At 68.2% G+C, this 16,711-nt stretch carries 13 protein-coding genes and 1 other RNA gene; 3 read left to right on the forward strand and 11 right to left on the reverse strand.

The window, feature by feature from the left end:
- Window positions 1-34: 34 nt before the first annotated feature.
- The 11 genes from recR to ffs form a co-directional block, all read right to left on the reverse strand.
- A complete protein-coding gene (recR, locus tag QFZ46_RS03020) occupies window positions 35-628 on the reverse strand; it encodes a recombination mediator RecR (RefSeq protein WP_307358149.1) in 594 nt (197 codons plus the stop codon).
- Entirely contained in the window at window positions 628-2,802 is a 2,175-nt protein-coding gene (locus tag QFZ46_RS03025; protein ID WP_307358151.1) for a DNA polymerase III subunit gamma and tau, read from the reverse strand. The genes recR and QFZ46_RS03025 overlap by 1 nt, the downstream gene beginning before the upstream one ends.
- A gap of 62 nt (window positions 2,803-2,864) precedes the next feature.
- Complete coding sequence (locus QFZ46_RS03030; protein ID WP_307358153.1) at window positions 2,865-3,242, reverse strand: hypothetical protein; 378 nt, start codon at window positions 3,240-3,242, stop codon at window positions 2,865-2,867.
- Window positions 3,243-3,304: 62 nt separating this feature from the next.
- Window positions 3,305-3,940 (reverse strand): DUF2207 domain-containing protein, encoded by a 636-nt coding sequence (locus QFZ46_RS03035; protein WP_307358156.1) that lies wholly within the window; start codon window positions 3,938-3,940, stop codon window positions 3,305-3,307.
- A 45-nt stretch (window positions 3,941-3,985) separates the two neighbouring features.
- Window positions 3,986-6,469, reverse strand: coding sequence for a glycoside hydrolase family 65 protein (locus tag QFZ46_RS03040; protein ID WP_307358158.1), 2,484 nt, complete (start codon window positions 6,467-6,469; stop codon window positions 3,986-3,988).
- On the reverse strand, window positions 6,466-7,227 hold the full coding sequence (locus QFZ46_RS03045) for an HAD family hydrolase (protein WP_307358162.1): 762 nt from the start codon (window positions 7,225-7,227) through the stop codon (window positions 6,466-6,468). The genes QFZ46_RS03040 and QFZ46_RS03045 overlap by 4 nt, the downstream gene beginning before the upstream one ends.
- Before the next feature lie 106 nt (window positions 7,228-7,333).
- On the reverse strand, window positions 7,334-8,557 hold the full coding sequence (locus QFZ46_RS03050) for an acetate/propionate family kinase (RefSeq protein WP_307358164.1): 1,224 nt from the start codon (window positions 8,555-8,557) through the stop codon (window positions 7,334-7,336).
- Window positions 8,554-10,674: a phosphate acetyltransferase gene (gene pta / locus QFZ46_RS03055; protein WP_307358165.1), complete on the reverse strand. Its 2,121-nt coding sequence runs from the start codon at window positions 10,672-10,674 to the stop codon at window positions 8,554-8,556. Before pta ends, QFZ46_RS03050 begins: the two co-directional genes overlap by 4 nt.
- 9 nt (window positions 10,675-10,683) lie before the next feature.
- Window positions 10,684-11,391, reverse strand: a complete 708-nt coding sequence (locus QFZ46_RS03060; RefSeq protein ID WP_307358167.1) for a hypothetical protein — start codon at window positions 11,389-11,391, stop codon at window positions 10,684-10,686.
- The gene (locus QFZ46_RS03065) at window positions 11,388-11,999 is read right to left on the reverse strand and encodes a rhomboid family intramembrane serine protease (protein WP_307358170.1); all 612 of its coding nucleotides are present in this window, start codon (window positions 11,997-11,999) and stop codon (window positions 11,388-11,390) included. The genes QFZ46_RS03060 and QFZ46_RS03065 overlap by 4 nt, the downstream gene beginning before the upstream one ends.
- A 59-nt stretch (window positions 12,000-12,058) precedes the next feature.
- An RNA gene (ffs, locus tag QFZ46_RS03070) (signal recognition particle sRNA small type) lies at window positions 12,059-12,155 on the reverse strand.
- 133 nt (window positions 12,156-12,288) lie between these two features.
- Here ffs and QFZ46_RS03075 point away from each other — a divergent pair.
- Genes QFZ46_RS03075 through QFZ46_RS03085 form a run of 3 tightly spaced genes read left to right on the forward strand, consistent with a single transcriptional unit; the run spans window position 12,289 to window position 16,700 of the window.
- Window positions 12,289-13,266 (forward strand): AAA family ATPase, encoded by a 978-nt coding sequence (locus tag QFZ46_RS03075; protein WP_307358174.1) that lies wholly within the window; start codon window positions 12,289-12,291, stop codon window positions 13,264-13,266.
- A gap of 1 nt (window position 13,267) precedes the next feature.
- Entirely contained in the window at window positions 13,268-14,479 is a 1,212-nt protein-coding gene (locus tag QFZ46_RS03080) for a DUF58 domain-containing protein (protein ID WP_307358177.1), read from the forward strand.
- A complete protein-coding gene (locus QFZ46_RS03085) occupies window positions 14,466-16,700 on the forward strand; it encodes a transglutaminase family protein (protein ID WP_307358180.1) in 2,235 nt (744 codons plus the stop codon). The genes QFZ46_RS03080 and QFZ46_RS03085 overlap by 14 nt, the downstream gene beginning before the upstream one ends.
- The last annotated feature ends 11 nt before the right edge of the window (window positions 16,701-16,711 follow it).

A 16,711-nucleotide genomic window follows, 5' to 3' on the forward strand; every position in this document is an offset into this window, starting at 1 on the left:
ACTGCCGCGGCGATCACGAAGACCGCGAGGGTTCTCACAGCGTCCGTCGTCCTTCGAAGGCACGACCGAGCGTGACCTCGTCGGCGTACTCCAGATCGCCGCCCACCGGGAGACCGGATGCGAGGCGTGACACCGTGATCTGCATCGTGGTCAGCAGCCTGCTGAGGTAGCTCGCCGTCGCCTCGCCCTCGAGGTTCGGGTTCGTTGCGAGGATGACCTCCTGCACGGTCCCGTCGGCGAGACGCGACATCAGCTGGGTGATCCGCAAGTCGTCCGGCCCGACGCCCGCGATCGGACTGATCGCCCCGCCCAGCACGTGGTACAGGCCGCGGAACTCACGGGTGCGTTCGATGGCGGAGACGTCCTTCGCATCCTCGACGACGCAGATCAGTGCAGGATTGCGCCGCGGGTCGCGGCAGATCGCACAGCGGTCCTGTTCTGAGACGTTGCCGCAGATCTCGCAGAACCGCACGCGTTCGCGCACGTCGGTGAGGAGCTCGGCGAGACGGGCGACGTCGAACGTCGGCGTCTGAAGGATATGGAAAGTGATGCGCTGCGCTGACTTCGGACCGATGCCGGGCAGTCGGCCGAATTCATCGATGAGCTCTTGAACGATGCCGTCGTACATCAGGCGAACCTCGTCGGCGGTTCATAAGGCTCTTCGCGCACGAACGTCGCTCCGAGCACCTGGCGGATGACCGCCTCACCGTAGCGCTGCACGCCGCCGCCGGCGGCGCGCTCCGTGGTGACGGGCGCGGAGCGCTGCGGTACAGCGGCAGCGGGTGGGCCCGGCCGCGTGGGCGGTTCGTAAGGCGGTTCCTCGTCCGGAGCGTCTGCGTCATCAGGCGCATCGGCATCGTCGGGCAGTGGCGGCATGTCCTGGTCGACCGCGCCGTCCTGCGGCGGCAGCGGCGCGGATGCCGCGGACTCGACCTCTGCGGGCTCCTCGTCGACCGGAAGCGGACGTGCGATCGACTGCGGCTCTGCGCTGGGGATCGACGCGACCGCCCATTCGGTCACCGGAGTCGAAGCGTCGGATGCGACGGGCCCGCTCTTCGCTGCGGGTTCGGAATTCTGCGATGCGCTGGATGCCGTGCGCCCGCGGTCGGCAGGGGGCGACTCAGCGAGCGACACCGGCGGCAGCGGCTTCGGAAGGTACTTCACGCGGACGCCGAGCTCCTGCTCGATCACAGCGCGCAGGTGGTCGGACGGGCCGGGGCCCGGCGTGGAGCCCTTGAACGACTTGACATCCTGCGGACTCGCGAATCCGAGCGTCAGCACCTCGGATTCGGTGACGTAATCGAGCGGCTGCACGGTCGTGACCGTGAGCCATGCTGCGCGGCTGACGTCTTCGAGTCGCTTGAGTATGGTCGGCCACGACGAGCGGATACGAGCGAAGTCGACCGGACCGGATGGGCCGGGTGCGGACGCCTCCACAGGCTCCTCGATCGGCGGAGCGGATGCCACTGGCTCGGCGGTTACGGGCGCGTCTACAACCTCAACGACCGGCGCAGCGGAGTCGACCGGCGGAGCCGATGCCACCGGCTGAGCGGAGGTGGGCGCTTCGACAGGCTCCTCGTCCGGGCGGGCGGACACGACCGGCTGAGCGGGAGCAGGCGCATGAGCGGGAGCAGCCGCTGGTGTGGGCGCGACCGCGGCAGGAGCACCAGCGGGGGCAGGGGCGAGCACTGAAGCGCTTTCTCCCGCGGCGCTCAGCACTCGCGCGATCATGAGCTCAAGGTGCAGACGCGGCGACGTGGCCCCCGTCATGTCGTCAAGAGCGGCGCTGACGACATCGGCCGTGCGAGAGAGCCGCGCGGCACCGAATGCAGTGGCCTGAGCGCGCATGCGCGTGAGCTCGTCTTCGGCGAGACCGCGCAGCACCGCTCCTGCACCGGCGCCCACTGCGGCGATCACGATGAGATCGCGCAGACGCTCGAGCAGATCGTCGACGAATCGCCGCGGGTCCTGTCCCGTCTGGACGACGCGATCGATCGCGGGGAATGCAGCCGCGGCGTCTCCCGCGGAGAGCGCGTCGACGATCTCGTCCAGCAGAGCACCGTGGGTGTAGCCGAGCAGCGACACCGCCCGTTCGTATGCGACCGAGTCGCCGTCGGAGCCGGCGATGAGCTGGTCGAGCAGCGACAGCGTGTCACGAGGAGACCCACCACCTGCGCGCACGACCAGCGGCAGCACGCCCTGCTCGACCTTGACGCCCTCTTCCGTGCAGAGCTTCTCGACGTACTCGAGCATCGCCGCCGGCGGCACGAGCCGGAACGGATAGTGGTGCGTGCGCGAGCGGATGGTGCCGAGAACCTTGTCGGGCTCGGTGGTCGCGAAGATGAATTTGACGTGCGCCGGAGGCTCTTCGACGAGCTTCAGCAGCGCGTTGAAGCCCTGCGGCGTGACCATGTGCGCCTCGTCGAGGATGAAGATCTTGAATCGATCGCGGCTGGGCGCGAACGTCGCCCGCTCGCGCAGATCACGCGCGTCGTCGACGCCATTGTGGCTGGCCGCATCGATCTCGACGACATCGAGTGACCCGCCGCCGGCGCGCGACAGCTCCACACAACTGGGGCAGGTGCCGCACGGGGTGTCTGTCGGACCCTCAGCGCAGTTCAGGCAGCGCGCGAGGATGCGTGCCGAGGTCGTCTTTCCGCAGCCTCGTGGACCGGAGAAGAGATACGCGTGTCCGACGCGGTCGCTGCGCAGTGCCGTCATCAGCGGCTCGGTCACCTGCGACTGCCCTATCATCTCGCCGAAGTTCTCGGGCCGGTAACGGCGGTACAGGGCTGTGGTCACTCGTCCAGCCTACGGCGTGCTGCCGACACTGTGCTCCTCAGTCGCGTGGAAGACGACCCGACTCACGACAGCGCGTCGAACACGCCGCCGACGAACTCCGCCGCCGCGCCGGTCGCATCCGCCAGATCGCCCACTGCGCGCACCAGCTCGAGCGTGCCGCCGACCAGCTCGATCACGGTCAGCACCTCGAATGCCGCCTCGATCACCTCGCCGACACCATCGACTGAACGCAGTTCTCCGGCATGTTCGCCCAGCGCCTTCAACCATGACTTCTCCATTCCGAACAGCACCGCGTACGGCAGCAGCCGTTCGTTCAGCAGGAAGCGCTCGAGCCCTTCCTGCCGCGCATGTGCGGAGACATCGGCGCTCGGCTGCGCGCCCTCTACTGACTGGAGGAACCGCAACGGCTCCTTCTCGGCGAGGTCGATGTACTCGCGCATACCCGAAAGATGAGCACGCCACGGTTCGGAAGCTTCGGTGAATCGACGCCACGGAGCCGGGGTCACGAGAAGAACACCGCGATCACCATCGCGAGCGCCGCAGCCGCCATGGCGAATGCGCCCCAGTCCACGCCGAGATCCGCACCGCCCGCGGCGGGCATGAAGAACAGGGATGAGGCGACGCCGCCGACGGCGAAGATCCGCAGCAGCACGACCGGCCATGTGCACCGTCGCGCACCGAACAGCCGCGCCGCGACGCCCTTCTGCTCCTCGGCATCCAGAACGGTGCGCACGCGGCGCGCGAGACTGCGGGAGTCTGCGCTGAGCCGTCGTACGCGAGTGGACGAGCTCTCGCGTCCGAACAGTGCCTCGAGAATCGCGATCTCGGAAGCGTGGAACGAGGCCCCCTCGACCGTCTCCACCGCGATCGGCTTCCGTGCACCGGCCGGGGCGTTCGGACGCAGCAGGCGGATCTTGCGTCGCACCGCGAGGTCGACGAGGCCCGCCGCGACGGCTCTGCGGTCCTGGTTCAGCAGCAGTGCGTCGCGCAGCACCACGCCATCTTCAGTCGGCGCGAAGCGGGGACCCGGCGACTTCGGGAAACGGTGCGATTGCACACGCGCCACGATGGCGAGGGTGAGCAGGATCGCCGCGGGAACGAGCACGATCACGATCACACTCAGAGCCAGGGCCGACATCCGTCCATCCTGCCCCAGGTCGGTCAGGTCAGAGGACCGAGCTGCTCAGTCCTCGAACACGCTGATCACCGGGATCGCGCTGGTCACCACCGGTACGGATGCGGAGATGCGGGTTCCGTCATCCCTGCGCGCGTCCTCGAACTGCCCGAGGGTCGGGCGTCCCTTCAGCACCGGTCCCTGATCGGCCAGCGGGGCGACGACATCTTCCTCCTCCGACACCGTGTACTCGACGCCGCGCACCGTGAAGGTCACAGGCTCACCCGTCCGTGCGGCGACGCGAAGCTGATCACGAGCGACCGTCACCTGCAATGCGGTGCCCTGCCACTGCAGCGAGTACGACAGCGACGGCCAGTCGGCGGGCAGCCGAGGGTCGAAGCTGAGTTCTCCGGCATGATCTCGCATCCCGCCGAAACCGCACACCAGCGCGGTCCACACGCCGCCCGCCGATGCCACGTGCACGCCGTCGGATGCGTTGTGGTGCAGATCACCGAGGTCGACGAACAGCGACTGCTCGAAGTACTCCCGTGCGAGGTCCTGATATCCGACTTCTGCCGCGAGGATCGACTGGACGACAGCGGACAGCGTCGAATCGCCCGTCGTCAGCGGGTCGTAGTACTGGAAGTCCGCGAGCTTCTCCTCCGGTGTGAAGTGGTTGCCCTGCAGGAACAGCGCGAGCACGACGTCGGCTTGTTTGAGCACCTGGAACCGGTAGATCACGAGCGGATGGAAGTGCAGCAGCAGCGGACGCTGGTCGTCCGGGGTGTGATCGAGATCCCACACCTCGCGCTCCAGGAACATCGCGTCCTGCGGATGGATGCCGAGGCTGTCGCTGAAGGGGATGAACATCGCCTCGGCGGCGTGATCCCAGGCGTCCGGCTCGCCGGCATCCAGTCCGGTGCGCTCCACGAGAGCGTCGTACGCCCGCGGATCGCCGGCGGCGATCTCCCGCACCACCCGTGCGGCGTAGCGCAGGTTGTACCGCGCCATGACGTTGGTGAAGAGGTTGTCGTTCACGACCGTCGTGTACTCGTCCGGTCCGGTCACGCCGTGGATGTGGAAGGTCGCATCGCCGTTCACACCTCGCCAGAAGCCGAGCGTCGCCCACAGCCGCGCCGTCTCCACCGCGATGTCGACGCCCTCGCGGCAGAGGAAGTCCACGTCGCCGGTCGCGCGCACATATTTGCCCAGCGCGAAGCTGATGTCGGCGTTGATGTGGTACTGGGCGGTGCCCGCGGCGTAATAGGCCGAGGCTTCTTCACCGTTGATGGTGCGCCAGGGGAAGAGCGCGCCGGCCTCGTTCAGCTGGGCTGCTCTGCGACGCGCGGCCGGAAGCATGAGCGCACGCGCGCGCAGGGCGTTGCGCGCCCATTGCGGGGTCGTGTAAGTGAGGAACGGGAGTACATAGATCTCGGTGTCCCAGAAATAGTGACCGCTGTAGCCCGACCCGGAGAGGCCCTTCGCCGGCACGCCGGAGCCGTCGGCGCGAGCCGACGCCTGGGCGAGCTGGAACAGGCACCATCTGCTGGCCTGCTGCAGATCGTCATGACCTTCGATCACGACGTCGGAGCGCTCCCAGAACGCGTCGAGCCACTCCCTCTGACGACGGAACTGCTCGTCGACGCCTTCGATGCCCGCCCTGTCGAGCGAACGCCGGCAGCGGTCCACGAGCTCGCGGGCCGGTACGCCGCGCGACGTGTGGTAACTCACCAGCTTGGTGATGCGGATCGGCACCCCGCCCTTCGCCTGCACGCGGAAGACGTTCTTCGCGACGTCCTGCTCGACGAGCATGCGCGCGCTGTACTCGTTGTCGGTCTCGATGACATGGTCGGCGACGACGGCCACCGTCATCCCGGATTCGGTGGTCTGATACGACAGCGCGGAACGGAGGCCGTCCTGCCAGTACTCCACCGGCTGCAGCACGCGCTCGGTGATCTTCTCGGTCTTGCGCGGGTCGAAACCGGCCTTCTTCGCGGCCGGCGGAGTGCCGCCGTAGACGCTTCCACCGTCTTGACGGTTCAGCAGCTGGCAGCTGATCGTGACGGGCGCATCCGAGTTCTCGACGGTGATCTCGAGACGAAGGATCGCGAGGTGGCGTTCCTCGAAGCTGACCATGCGCTCGTCACGCATGCGGATGCGCTTTCCGGACGGCGTCTCCCAGACGAAGCTCCGCTCCAGCACTCCGGTGCGCATGTCGAGCGAACGGGTGTAGTCCCTGACCTCCGACTCCTCGAACGAGATCGGCTCGTCGTCGACGTACACGCGCATGATCTTGGCATCCGGTGCGTTGACGATGGTCTGACCGACCTCTGCGAAGCCGTAGGCCTGCTCGGCGTGACGGATGCGCCAGGTCTCATGCAACCCGTTCAGGAACGTGCCGTGCTCGTGCGCGCCGCGGCCCTCGATGTGATTCCCGCGCAGGCCGAGATAGCCGTTTCCGACGGCGAAGAGCGTCTCAGAGACGCCGTCCTCTGCATAACGCGTCTCGGTCAGACGCCACGGGTCGACGGGGAAGCGGTCGCGATCGATCATGCGGTCTCCGGAGTGTGGGTTGCGGGCAGGTCTGGGAGCAGACGGGCAAGGTCATCGACGATACAAGTCGCGCCGGCCGCGCGCAGGGCCTCGGCGCCCGCCCCGCGATCGACCCCGACAACGGTGGCGAAGCCTGCGGCGACCGCCGAGGCGACGCCGGACACGGCATCCTCCACGGCGACGCTCGACGCAGGGTCGACGCCGAGCCGCTCAGCACCGGCACGGAACATGTCGGCGGCGGGCTTGGACGTGAGGCTCTCCCGTGCGGCGACGTTGCCGTCCACTATGACGGTGAAGAATTCGCTGATGCCGGCCGTCGCGAGCACCTCTTCCGCGTTGGAAGAACTCGACACGACCCCCATGGGAGAACCGGCAGCGCGCAGCGCCCTGAGGAGCGCGAGCGAGCCGGGGAACGGCGCCACTCCGCCGCTGCGGAGCGCGGCGGCGAAGGCTGCGTTCTTGCGATTTCCGATGCCGCAGACGGTCTGCGCGTCCGATGGATCATTCGGCGTCCCCCAGGGGATCTCGACGTTGCGGCTGTGCAGCAGGCTCGCGACGCCGTCGTATCTCCTCTTGCCGTCGACGTACTCGTAGTAGTCGGCGTCGCTGTATGCAGGGGTGATCCCCCAACTGGCGAACACCTCGTCGAATACCGCCTGCCAGGCGCGCATGTGCACCTCGGCAGTCGGCGTCAGAACACCGTCCAGATCGAACAGTACGCCTTCGGCGAGGCTGAGATCGGGCAGAGATTCGGGCATGCGGGCCTCCAGAGTTTCGCGCGAAGGGACCGGCACCTCACCGTGCCACCCTGCCAGCGTAATGGCGCAGGCTTCACCGGCATAACCCCAGAGGAGACGCCCTGACTCAGACCAGGCTCAGCGTCTGCCGCGCGATCTCGAGCTCTTCATCCGTGGGCACGACGAGCACAGCTACCGACGAGGCGTCGGTGGAGATGCGGCGAATGCCATGACTGCGCGCCTCGTTGCGGGCCTGGTCGATCTCGATCCCGAGGAACCCGAACGTCGCGAGCGATTCTGCGCGCACTCGGGCCGAGTTCTCGCCGACTCCGGCGGTGAACGAGATCACATCGACACCGCCGAGCTGTGCGATATAGGCACCGGCATATGCGCGGAGGCGATGGATGTAGACATCGAAGGCGAGAGTCGCGGCTTCGTCATCCGCTTCGACGCCGGCGAGGATGTCTCGCATGTCACTACGCCCTGCGAGGCCTTTCAGGCCGCTGCGCGTGTTCAGCAGTGTGTCGATCTCGTCGGTCGAGTAGCCGGCCACGCGGGCGATGTGCACCAGCACCGCCGGGTCGAGGTCGCCGGAGCGCGTGCCCATCACAAGGCCCTCGAGTGGGGTGAACCCCATCGAGGTCTCCACCGAACGGCCGCCCTCGATCGCCGTGACCGAGGCGCCGTTGCCCAGGTGGAAGACGAGCTGGCGCAGCGACGCGAGATCGCGGCCGAGGAACCCCGCGGCCTCTTCGCTGACGTACTTGTGGCTGGTGCCGTGGAATCCGTAGCGGCGGATGCGATGCTTCTCGGCGAACGCCGCATCGATCGCGTACGTGTATGCCGCCGGCTTCAGCGTCTGATGGAACGCGGTGTCGAACACGGCGACATGCGGCACATCGTGGAATGCGGCGCGCGCGGCACGGATGCCCGCGAGATTCGCCGGATTGTGCAGCGGCGCCAGCACCTCGAGTTCGCCGATCGACTGCTCCACGGCATCCGTCACCAGTGTCGGCGCGAAGAACCGCGCTCCGCCGTGCACGACTCGGTGCCCGACGGCCACCGGCGGATGCTCGGAGAGCACGGGGCCATGCGTCTCGAACTGCTCGAGCATGACCGCGAATGCCTGATCATGATCGGCGATCGTTCGCTCGCTCTTCTTGGTGACGTCGAGCACTGCGGGCGCGGCGGCGCCGTCGTCGTTCACACGCCGGGCGGTGTGCGAGATCGCGCTGACGTCCTGACCTATGCGCTCGATGAGTCCCTCGCCGAGCGGCACTTCGCGGTCCATGTCGATCAGGCTGTACTTCAGCGACGATGAGCCGCTGTTGATGACGAGGACGACGCTCATACCGTCACCTCGCTCCCTTGAGCCTGGATCGCCGTGATGGCGACCGTGTTGACGATGTCGTCGACCAGTGCGCCGCGCGAGAGGTCGTTGATCGGCTTGTTCAGGCCCTGCAGCACAGGACCGATCGCGACCGCACCGGCCGAGCGCTGCACGGCCTTGTACGTGTTGTTGCCGGTGTTCAGGTCGGGGAAGACGAACACCGTCGCGCGCCCTGCGACAGCTGAGTCAGGCATCTTCGCCTTGGCGACAGCGGCATCCGCCGCCGCGTCGTACTGGATCGGCCCATCGACGGGCAGCTCCGGTGCACGCTCGCGCACGAGCGCTGTGGCCTCGCGCACCTTGTCGACGTCGGCGCCCGAACCCGACTCCCCCGTCGAATACGACAGCATGGCGACGCGCGGCTCGATCCCGAACTGCTGGGCCGTCGCCGCCGAGGATATCGCGATGTCGGCGAGCTGGATGCTGGTCGGATCCGGGATCACCGCGCAGTCGCCGTAGACGAGCACGCGGTCGGCGAGCGCCATCAGGAAGACGCTGGAGACCACTGCGACGCCCGGACGGGTCTTGATGATCTCGAACGAGGGCCGGATCGTGTGCGCCGTGGTGTGAGTCGCACCGGAGACCATGCCGTCTGCAAGACCGAGGTGCACCATGAGCGTCCCGAAGTACGACACGTCCGTGACGGTGTCCGCAGCCTGCGACAGCGTCACTCCCTTGTGGGCGCGCAGGCGCGCATACTCCTGCGCGAACCGCTCGACGTAGGACGGGTCGGTCGGACTGATGATCTGCGCGGCGCCGATGTCGATGCCGAGCTCAGTCGCGCGGGCACGGATCTCGCTCTCATCTCCGAGAATCGTCAGATCGGCGACGTCGCGCGCGATCAGGCTCGACGCTGCACGCAGGATGCGATCATCATCGCCCTCGGGCAGCACGATCCGCTTGCGGTCCGCGCTCGCCCGCTCGATGAGCCCGTACTCGAACATCAGTGGTGTCACCACGTGCGCCTCGGCGAGCCCGAGCTGCGTCGCGAGCTCGGTGATGTCCACGTGGGTCTGGAACAGCCCGAGCGCGCGGTCGTATCGGTGACGGGAATCGGCGGCCAATCTGCCGCGAGCACCCATCACCCGCACGGCGGTGTCGTAGGTGCCGTGATCGGTCGCGATGATCGGAACGGTGGATGCCAGCCCGTCGAGCAGCCGCTCGATCGACTCCGGCAACGGGAACGGCCCGTTCAGGATGATCCCCGCGATCGATGGGAACGTTCCTGCCGCATCTGCCATCAGCGTCGCCAGCAGCACCTCTGTGCGATCCGCAGGAATGACCACGACGGCGTCCTGCGTGAGACGCGGCAGCACGTTCACCATCGACATGCCGGCGACCACGACGCTCAGAGCCTCGCGGGTGAGCAGGTCGGGGTCGCCCTTGATGAGTCGTCCGTCGACGGCGGCGAGGATGCCGCGGATGGACGGTGCCACGAGCGTGCGGTCCTCCGGGATCGCCCACACCGGTGTGTGCTCCGCCTGCGCGTTGCGTACCGCGTCGATGCTCTGCTGCAGCGCGTCCGGGTCGGCGCGATTCACGATGACGGCGAAGAGCTCTGCGCGCTCGTCGTTCAGCTCGGCGAGCGCGAGGGCCGCGATCTGTCCCACTGCGGCAGCGGTGCGCGGGGTCGAGGTGCCGAGCTGTTCGCCGCCTCCCTGCTGGTCGCGACCGCTGAGCACGAGCAGAACGGGGGCACCCAGATTCGCGGCGATGCGGGCGTTGAAGCCGAGTTCGGCAGGACTGGCGACATCGGTGTAGTCGCTGCCGATGACCACGACCGCATCGCACTGCGCCTCGACGGCCTTGAACTTCGAGACGATCGTCGCCAGCGCGCGGTCGGGATCCTCGCGCACGTCGTCGTAGGTGACGCCGATGCTGGCGTCGTAGTCCAGATGAACGCCGTCGTGGGCGAGCAGAAGTTCGAGCACGTAGTCGGGTTCGGCGGAGGATCGCGCGATGGGACGGAAGACACCGACCCTCGGCGTCACGCGCATGAGCGCGTCGAGCACGCCCAGTGCGATGGTCGACTTGCCAGTGTGCCCCTCGGCCGAGGTTATGTAGATGCTCCGCGCCACGCTGCCACCCTACGCCGGGCAGGGCCCTGAAAGCGCGTCGACGATCGCTGCGGCGTCGTCCCCGAATCGGGCGTAGTGGTTCGGATCGGAGTTGACCTGCACGCGATGGATCGCGTACGAGGGCTCCATGTCCTGCCACCCGGCGAGCCCGACGAGACGTCCGTAGAAGAGCGCGGCCGACGCCGCCGGATCCATCCTGGCCTCGACGCTGCCCCACCACTCCTGCTGCTGGAACAGACCGATGCTGGTGGTGCGGGTGCCATCCGGATTGGTGAATCCGGATGTCTCCCAGTCGCCGTAGTCGATGTTGTGCAGGCTGCTCTCGCCCATGGCCGCCATGATGCCGAGGATCTGGCCGTCGCGGGCGAACCCCTGCTCCGTCGCGGTGCGCATGATGATCGCCGCGTTCTCCAGCTGCTCCCCCTGCCAGCCCTCCACGCCGTCGGCAGGAAGCGCCTGCGGAGTGTCCACGCACACCGCAACAGGGTCGCGTGAGGTCGCCATCGGCAGGAGCACGATGAGGATGGCAGCGAGGGTGAGCGCGCCGAGCGTCAGGATGAGGGGCCGCGCACTGCGCCGAAGCCGTGAACCGGCCGCCGCGCTTCTGCTGGGCAGCCGGCGTCTCGTCTTCCGCTTCTTCGTGCGCTGCCGGGCCCGCGCGTTCGAGCTGACATGACGCGCCTTCCCGACCGCGGTACCGCGCGAACGCGGGGTCACGCGCTGCGCCCTCCCTGACCGCGCGGACCCCGCGCTCCTGCGAGCGCGGCGACGCCACCGCCGATCGCACCGAACAGGTGCGCCTGCCAAGACACCCCTGGGCCCACGCCCACTATGCCGGTGAGCATCGACCCGCCGTACAGCACGAGCACTATCACGGCGATGAGGGCGTGCGCGATGCGGTGCGCGATCGGTCGTGGCGAGAAGACCCGCACGACGACGTAGGCGAAGTAGCCGAAGACCAGCACAGACGCGCCGACGGTGAGAGTGCCGGGCGCGTTGAGCAGCCAGGTGCCGACGCCGCCGACGAAGGCCGTGATGGCAGTGACCATCCAGAACCGCCCCGCGCCTTCGACGGCGATCAGGCAGCCCAGCACGAGCAATGGAAGCGTGTTGGCGATCAGATGCGGCCAGCCCGAGTGCAGCAGTGGTCCGAGCAGGAGGCCTTGAAGGCTGCCGAGGTCCCAGGACCGCAGGCCGAATCCGGTGAAGGATCCGGGAAGGATGACGTCGAGGAGCTGGATCACCCACATCACCGCCACGAGTGCGACCGGCGATGCGAAGCGCACGAGTGCGCCCGAACGCGCAGAACTGGCGGGAGTGCTCACACCACGATCCTCGCAGGAGAAGCTGAACAGAAGGTCGCTGTGCGAAAGAGCCGGGGAAAAGAAATGACCCTCCGCGCACCCAGCAGAGCCCGGTTACCCTTGCTACGTTTCCGTCCTGGGGGAATTGGCCTGGATGCTGCCACGCGGAGAGCCTCGAACAGTCTACCCGGCCTTCGGCGGAGTCACGAACCACGCCGAACAGGGAATGGAGACATCCCCGGAGCAGACCGCACCCATGCGGGTTACGATCAATTCACGCGCACAGAAGCGCCGGGGCGAGAGGGAACGCATGCACGACACCGAACCCGGGATCACGGCCGCAGATTTCCGCGCGCAGACGTCCGCCATCCTGACCTCCGTCGGTGAAGTGATCGACGGAAAGCCGGACGCCGTGCGCAGCGCCCTGGCCTGCATGCTGGCCGAGGGGCATCTGCTCATCGAGGATGTCCCCGGCGTCGGCAAGACGATGCTCGCCAGGGCTATCGCGGCGAGCGTCGACGCCACAGTGCGCCGTATCCAGTTCACCCCGGACCTGCTGCCCGGCGATGTCACCGGCGTCTCGGTGTACAACCCTGTCGACCGCGAGTTCGAATTCAAGCCGGGTGCGGTGTTCGCGCAGATCGTGATCGCCGACGAGATCAACCGCTCTTCCCCCAAGACCCAGTCCGCTCTGCTCGAGGCCATGGAGGAGGGACAGGTCACGGTCGACGGTCGCACGCACCGGCTGCCCGACCCGTTCCTCGTGGTCGCCGCTCAGAACCCGCTCGAGATGGAAGGCACTTACGCGCTTCCGGAGGCTCAACGCGACCGCTTCATGATGCGCATCTCGATGGGCTACCCGGATGCCGCGGCTGAGGCCCTCATGCTCCGCCAGCGCGACAGCGTCAATCCGCTCTCCGCGATCACCCCTGTCGCGGACGCGCGCTCGATCCGTCGGCTGATCGGCTTCGCGCGTGCGGTACATGTCTCTCCGGCCGTCGAGGAGTACGCCGTCGCGCTCTCGCAGGCCACCCGCACCGATCCGAGCCTGCATCTGGGCGCCAGCCCGCGAGCAACGCTCCAGCTGGTGCGCGCCGCCAAGGTGTGGGCGGCCCTTGACGGACGGGAGTTCGTGATCCCCGACGATCTCACCGCGCTGCTGGTGCCCGTCTTCGCCCATCGTCTGCTCCCCGCCCGCGGGGTGCACCGTGCGGGTGCCCAGCCCGTGGAGGCGGCGCTCGCTCAGATCGTGGAACGCGTACGCGTTCCCTTGGCCGCCAGACTCTGACATGAGCACGGCCGTGCGTCGACGCCGAGCTCTCACCGGCCGGGGTGCGGGCGCGCTGCTGGCCGGTCTGCTGTTGGTGATCGCTGCCAACCTGCTGGCAGCGCCCATCCTGCTCTATGTCGCACTGCTGCTCTTCCTGCTCGTCCTCTTCGCAGTCCTCGTCGTCCACATCCCTCGACGCAGCGGGCCGGTCACACGGCGCATCTCGACCGACCTCCTCACTGTCGGCGAGGAGTCCCAAGTGGCCGTGCGCTTCGATCTGCGCGCCCTGCGCATTCCGCACGGCATCTGGCACGACCAACTGCCTCCGGCGGTCTCCGGTGACGCCACCGGAGAGTTCCCTACCGACAACGGCACCAGCATCCGCTACGCGATCACCGGCGTGCGCCGCGGCGTGTGGGCGGTGGGCCCACTGACGCTGCACACGATCGACCCGTTCGGGTTCGCGCAGCGCCAGCAGGAGTTCGGCGAGACCCGCACGGTCACCGTCGTCCCGGAAGTCGTGCCGCTCGCTCCGCTCAGTTCGAACATCGGTGCGGCCGGCGGCACCGCGCACACGTCATCCACCAGGCTCGGGCAGGGCAGCGACAATCTGTCGCCGCGGTTCTATGTCTCCGGCGATTCGATGCGCCGCATCCACTGGCGGGCGACAGCGCACCGCGGTGATCTCATGGTGCGCCAGGAGGAGGAGGAGTCCAGCCCCGATGCGCTGGTGGTGCTCGACCGCACCGCCAGACGATGGGAACGCCAGGGCCCCACCGCCGACGTCGCCTTCGAGACCGCCGTCTCGGCGTGCGCCTCGGTCGCGCTCCACCTGGTGCAGGAGGGCTACGGCGTCGATGTCCTCGACTCGGCGGGAACGGTGCTCGGTCGGCTGCGCGGGCATGAGGACGATCGTGACGGACTGCTCGTGGCGCTGGCGATGGTCAGGCCGCAGGGCGAAGCCCGTGACATCGTCTCGCTGTTCGACGGCACGCCTCCCGGCCCGTTGGTACTGATCACCGGACACCTCGACGAAGAGGACGCTGCACTGCTGCGCCACGGCGGCGCCTCCGCCCCCATCCTGCTCATGACAGACCCCCTCCCCGGCGCAGCCGAGGCGGCTGCGCGACTCGGCTGGTCGTCCGCACCGCTGAGGGATGACATCGGTGCAGCGTGGGAAGACGCCCTCCCCGCTCGCATGGCGACGGGAGGCGGTCATGTCCAGCGCTGAGCAGCGTCGCGCACCCTGGGCCGATGCTGTCGCTGCTGCCGAGAGCCGAGAACGCACGCTGGCGATCGCCGTGCTCACTGCCTGCGCGGGTTTCGTCGCGCTGTGGCCGTACACCTCCGTCATCGCGGCGGGAACCTGGTCGATCGTGAGCGTCGTCATCATCATCGTCGTCGCGGCCACCGGCGCCGCGACGCGCTACCTGTGCGCCCGCCGCCGCGGAAAGGAGGCCTGGACTCTGCTCGCCCAGGTGATCGTCGCGATCTTCGCCCTCACCCTGCTCCTGTTGCCGCAGGGAGCAGTGCTCGGCGTCATCCCGACCGGCTCGACGCTGCGCGCGCTGCCCCCGCTCGCCGCTCAGGCGTTCGAACAGGTGCAGTTCGGCACGGCGCCGCTGGACGACACCCCTGCGATCCGCACGATGATCGCGACCGGGTTCGCGGTGATCATGATCCTTCTGGATCACCTGATCGCCCAGCGGATCGCGCTGCTCGCCACGATCCTGGTCACGGCGGTGGGCGCGCTGCCGATGATCATCTCATTCGGCGATGCCAACATCCCCTGGTTCGTGATGCTGGCGATCCTCACGCTGTTCCTGCTGCGGCACAGCACGCGTCACGACCGCCGAGGTCCACGCCGCGCTTCGGTCGGCGTCGCGCTCGGCGTCGGCTCCGCCGCGATCGTCACCGCCCTCGTCATCACGCCGACCCTGCCCGTCTCTGCCAGCTGGGTCGGCTCGGGTACTGCGGTGGAGCTCAATCCGTCGCTGCGGCTCGGTGACGATCTGCGTCGCCCGGTGCCCACTGACGCCATCACGCTGGCCACCACCGCTGCGACAGCTCCTTATCTGCGAATCGCAACGCTGTCGGGGTTCGACGGGCGAGTGTGGCACGCGGACGAAGGAGAGACCCAGTCCCTCTCGGACGGCTTCGGTGAAGGCGAATGGTCAGGCGATGTCGCCACCGCCGAGCAGCGCACGTCGATTCGCGTCGTCGGCGTCTCGAGCTCCTGGCTGCCTGTGCCGTATCCGGCGACGAAAGTCGCCGGAGTGTCGTCAGGATGGGAGATCATGCCGACCAATCGCACCGTGGTCTCTGAGTCCCGCGACGCGGCGGGCGAGGACTACACGGTGACGGCCGCCACAGTGCAGCCGACGCTCGAGCAGATCCGCGCCTCCGCAGCCTCTCTCGATCCCGATGACGCGTCCGGCCAGGAGGATCTTCCGGAGGTGATCGCCGAGACGGCGCGCGAGGTGACGGCCGGCGCCGAGAACGACTACGACCGTATGATCGCGCTGCAGGCGTGGTTCCGCTCGGAGTTCTCCTACTCGCTGGACGCTCCGGTGGATGGGGGCTTCGACGGAACCGGCGCAGACGCGATCGCAGACTTCCTCGAGGTGCGGTCTGGCTACTGCATCCACTTCGCCGGGGCCTTCGCGTTGATGGCGCAGTCACTCGATCTCCCCGTGCGAATCGTGGTCGGCTATCTTCCGGGACGGCTCGCCGACGAGAAACGCGGCGATGAGTTCGTCTACGTCGTCAGCAGCGACCAGCTGCATGCGTGGCCGGAGGTGCGCTTCGAGGGCATCGGCTGGGTGCCGTTCGAGCCGACGGCCTCACTCGGGGTGCCGACGGGGTTCGAGCCAGCGGCCGACGAGGGCGGTTCGACCTCCGGACCGGCGACTCCGGCGCCGAGTGCGGCACCGTCGACGGCCTCCTCGAGCGGACCTGAGCTCGACGACGAGCTGGATGACTCGTCCGCCTCCGGCGGCGGCTCACTGCAACGGCTGAACCCGGTACCGGTGATGCTCGGCACCGCGGGGGTGCTGCTCGTGCTGGCGCTTCCGGCGTTGATCAGGATGATCGTCCGGGGGTGGCGCCGCTCACGTGCGCGCGCCGGCGACGCCGTGACCGTGTGGCGCGAGCTTCGTGCCACGCTGATCGATCTGCGCCTGCCGGTGTCGGATGCGGACTCACCGCGCGCGCGGGGCACCGGACTCATCGAACGCGGTGCGGATCCGGAGGCGGTGCGTTCGCTGGTCGACGCCGTGGAGCGCGCGAGCTACGCTGCGGGCACCGACGATGCCGTCGACCTGACACCTGCGCTCGCCAGGGTCAGCGTCGATCTGCGTCGCCACGTCGATGCGCGCTCCCGCGCTGCGGCACTATTGCTGCCGCTCTCGCTGCTCACCGTCGACACATCGCGCGTCGCGGTCCACTCCTGATTGCATGCCGG

It is taken from the genome of Microbacterium murale (assembly GCF_030815955.1).
GTDB lineage: Bacteria > Actinomycetota > Actinomycetes > Actinomycetales > Microbacteriaceae > Microbacterium > Microbacterium murale_A.

Bases quoted from the DNA above. Each gene is read 5' to 3' on its own strand.
- recR (WP_307358149.1), bottom strand. From the start codon at position 628: ATGTACGACGGCATCGTTCAAGAGCTCATCGATGAATTCGGCCGACTG.
- QFZ46_RS03030 (WP_307358153.1), bottom strand. From the start codon at position 3,242: ATGCGCGAGTACATCGACCTCGCCGAGAAGGAGCCGTTGCGGTTCCTC.
- QFZ46_RS03080 (WP_307358177.1), top strand. From the start codon at position 13,268: ATGAGCACGGCCGTGCGTCGACGCCGAGCTCTCACCGGCCGGGGTGCG.
- QFZ46_RS03035 (WP_307358156.1), bottom strand. From the start codon at position 3,940: ATGTCGGCCCTGGCTCTGAGTGTGATCGTGATCGTGCTCGTTCCCGCG.
- QFZ46_RS03085 (WP_307358180.1), top strand. From the start codon at position 14,466: ATGTCCAGCGCTGAGCAGCGTCGCGCACCCTGGGCCGATGCTGTCGCT.
- QFZ46_RS03045 (WP_307358162.1), bottom strand. From the start codon at position 7,227: ATGCCCGAATCTCTGCCCGATCTCAGCCTCGCCGAAGGCGTACTGTTC.
- QFZ46_RS03050 (WP_307358164.1), bottom strand. From the start codon at position 8,557: ATGAGCGTCGTCCTCGTCATCAACAGCGGCTCATCGTCGCTGAAGTAC.
- QFZ46_RS03075 (WP_307358174.1), top strand. From the start codon at position 12,289: ATGCACGACACCGAACCCGGGATCACGGCCGCAGATTTCCGCGCGCAG.
- QFZ46_RS03040 (WP_307358158.1), bottom strand. From the start codon at position 6,469: ATGATCGATCGCGACCGCTTCCCCGTCGACCCGTGGCGTCTGACCGAG.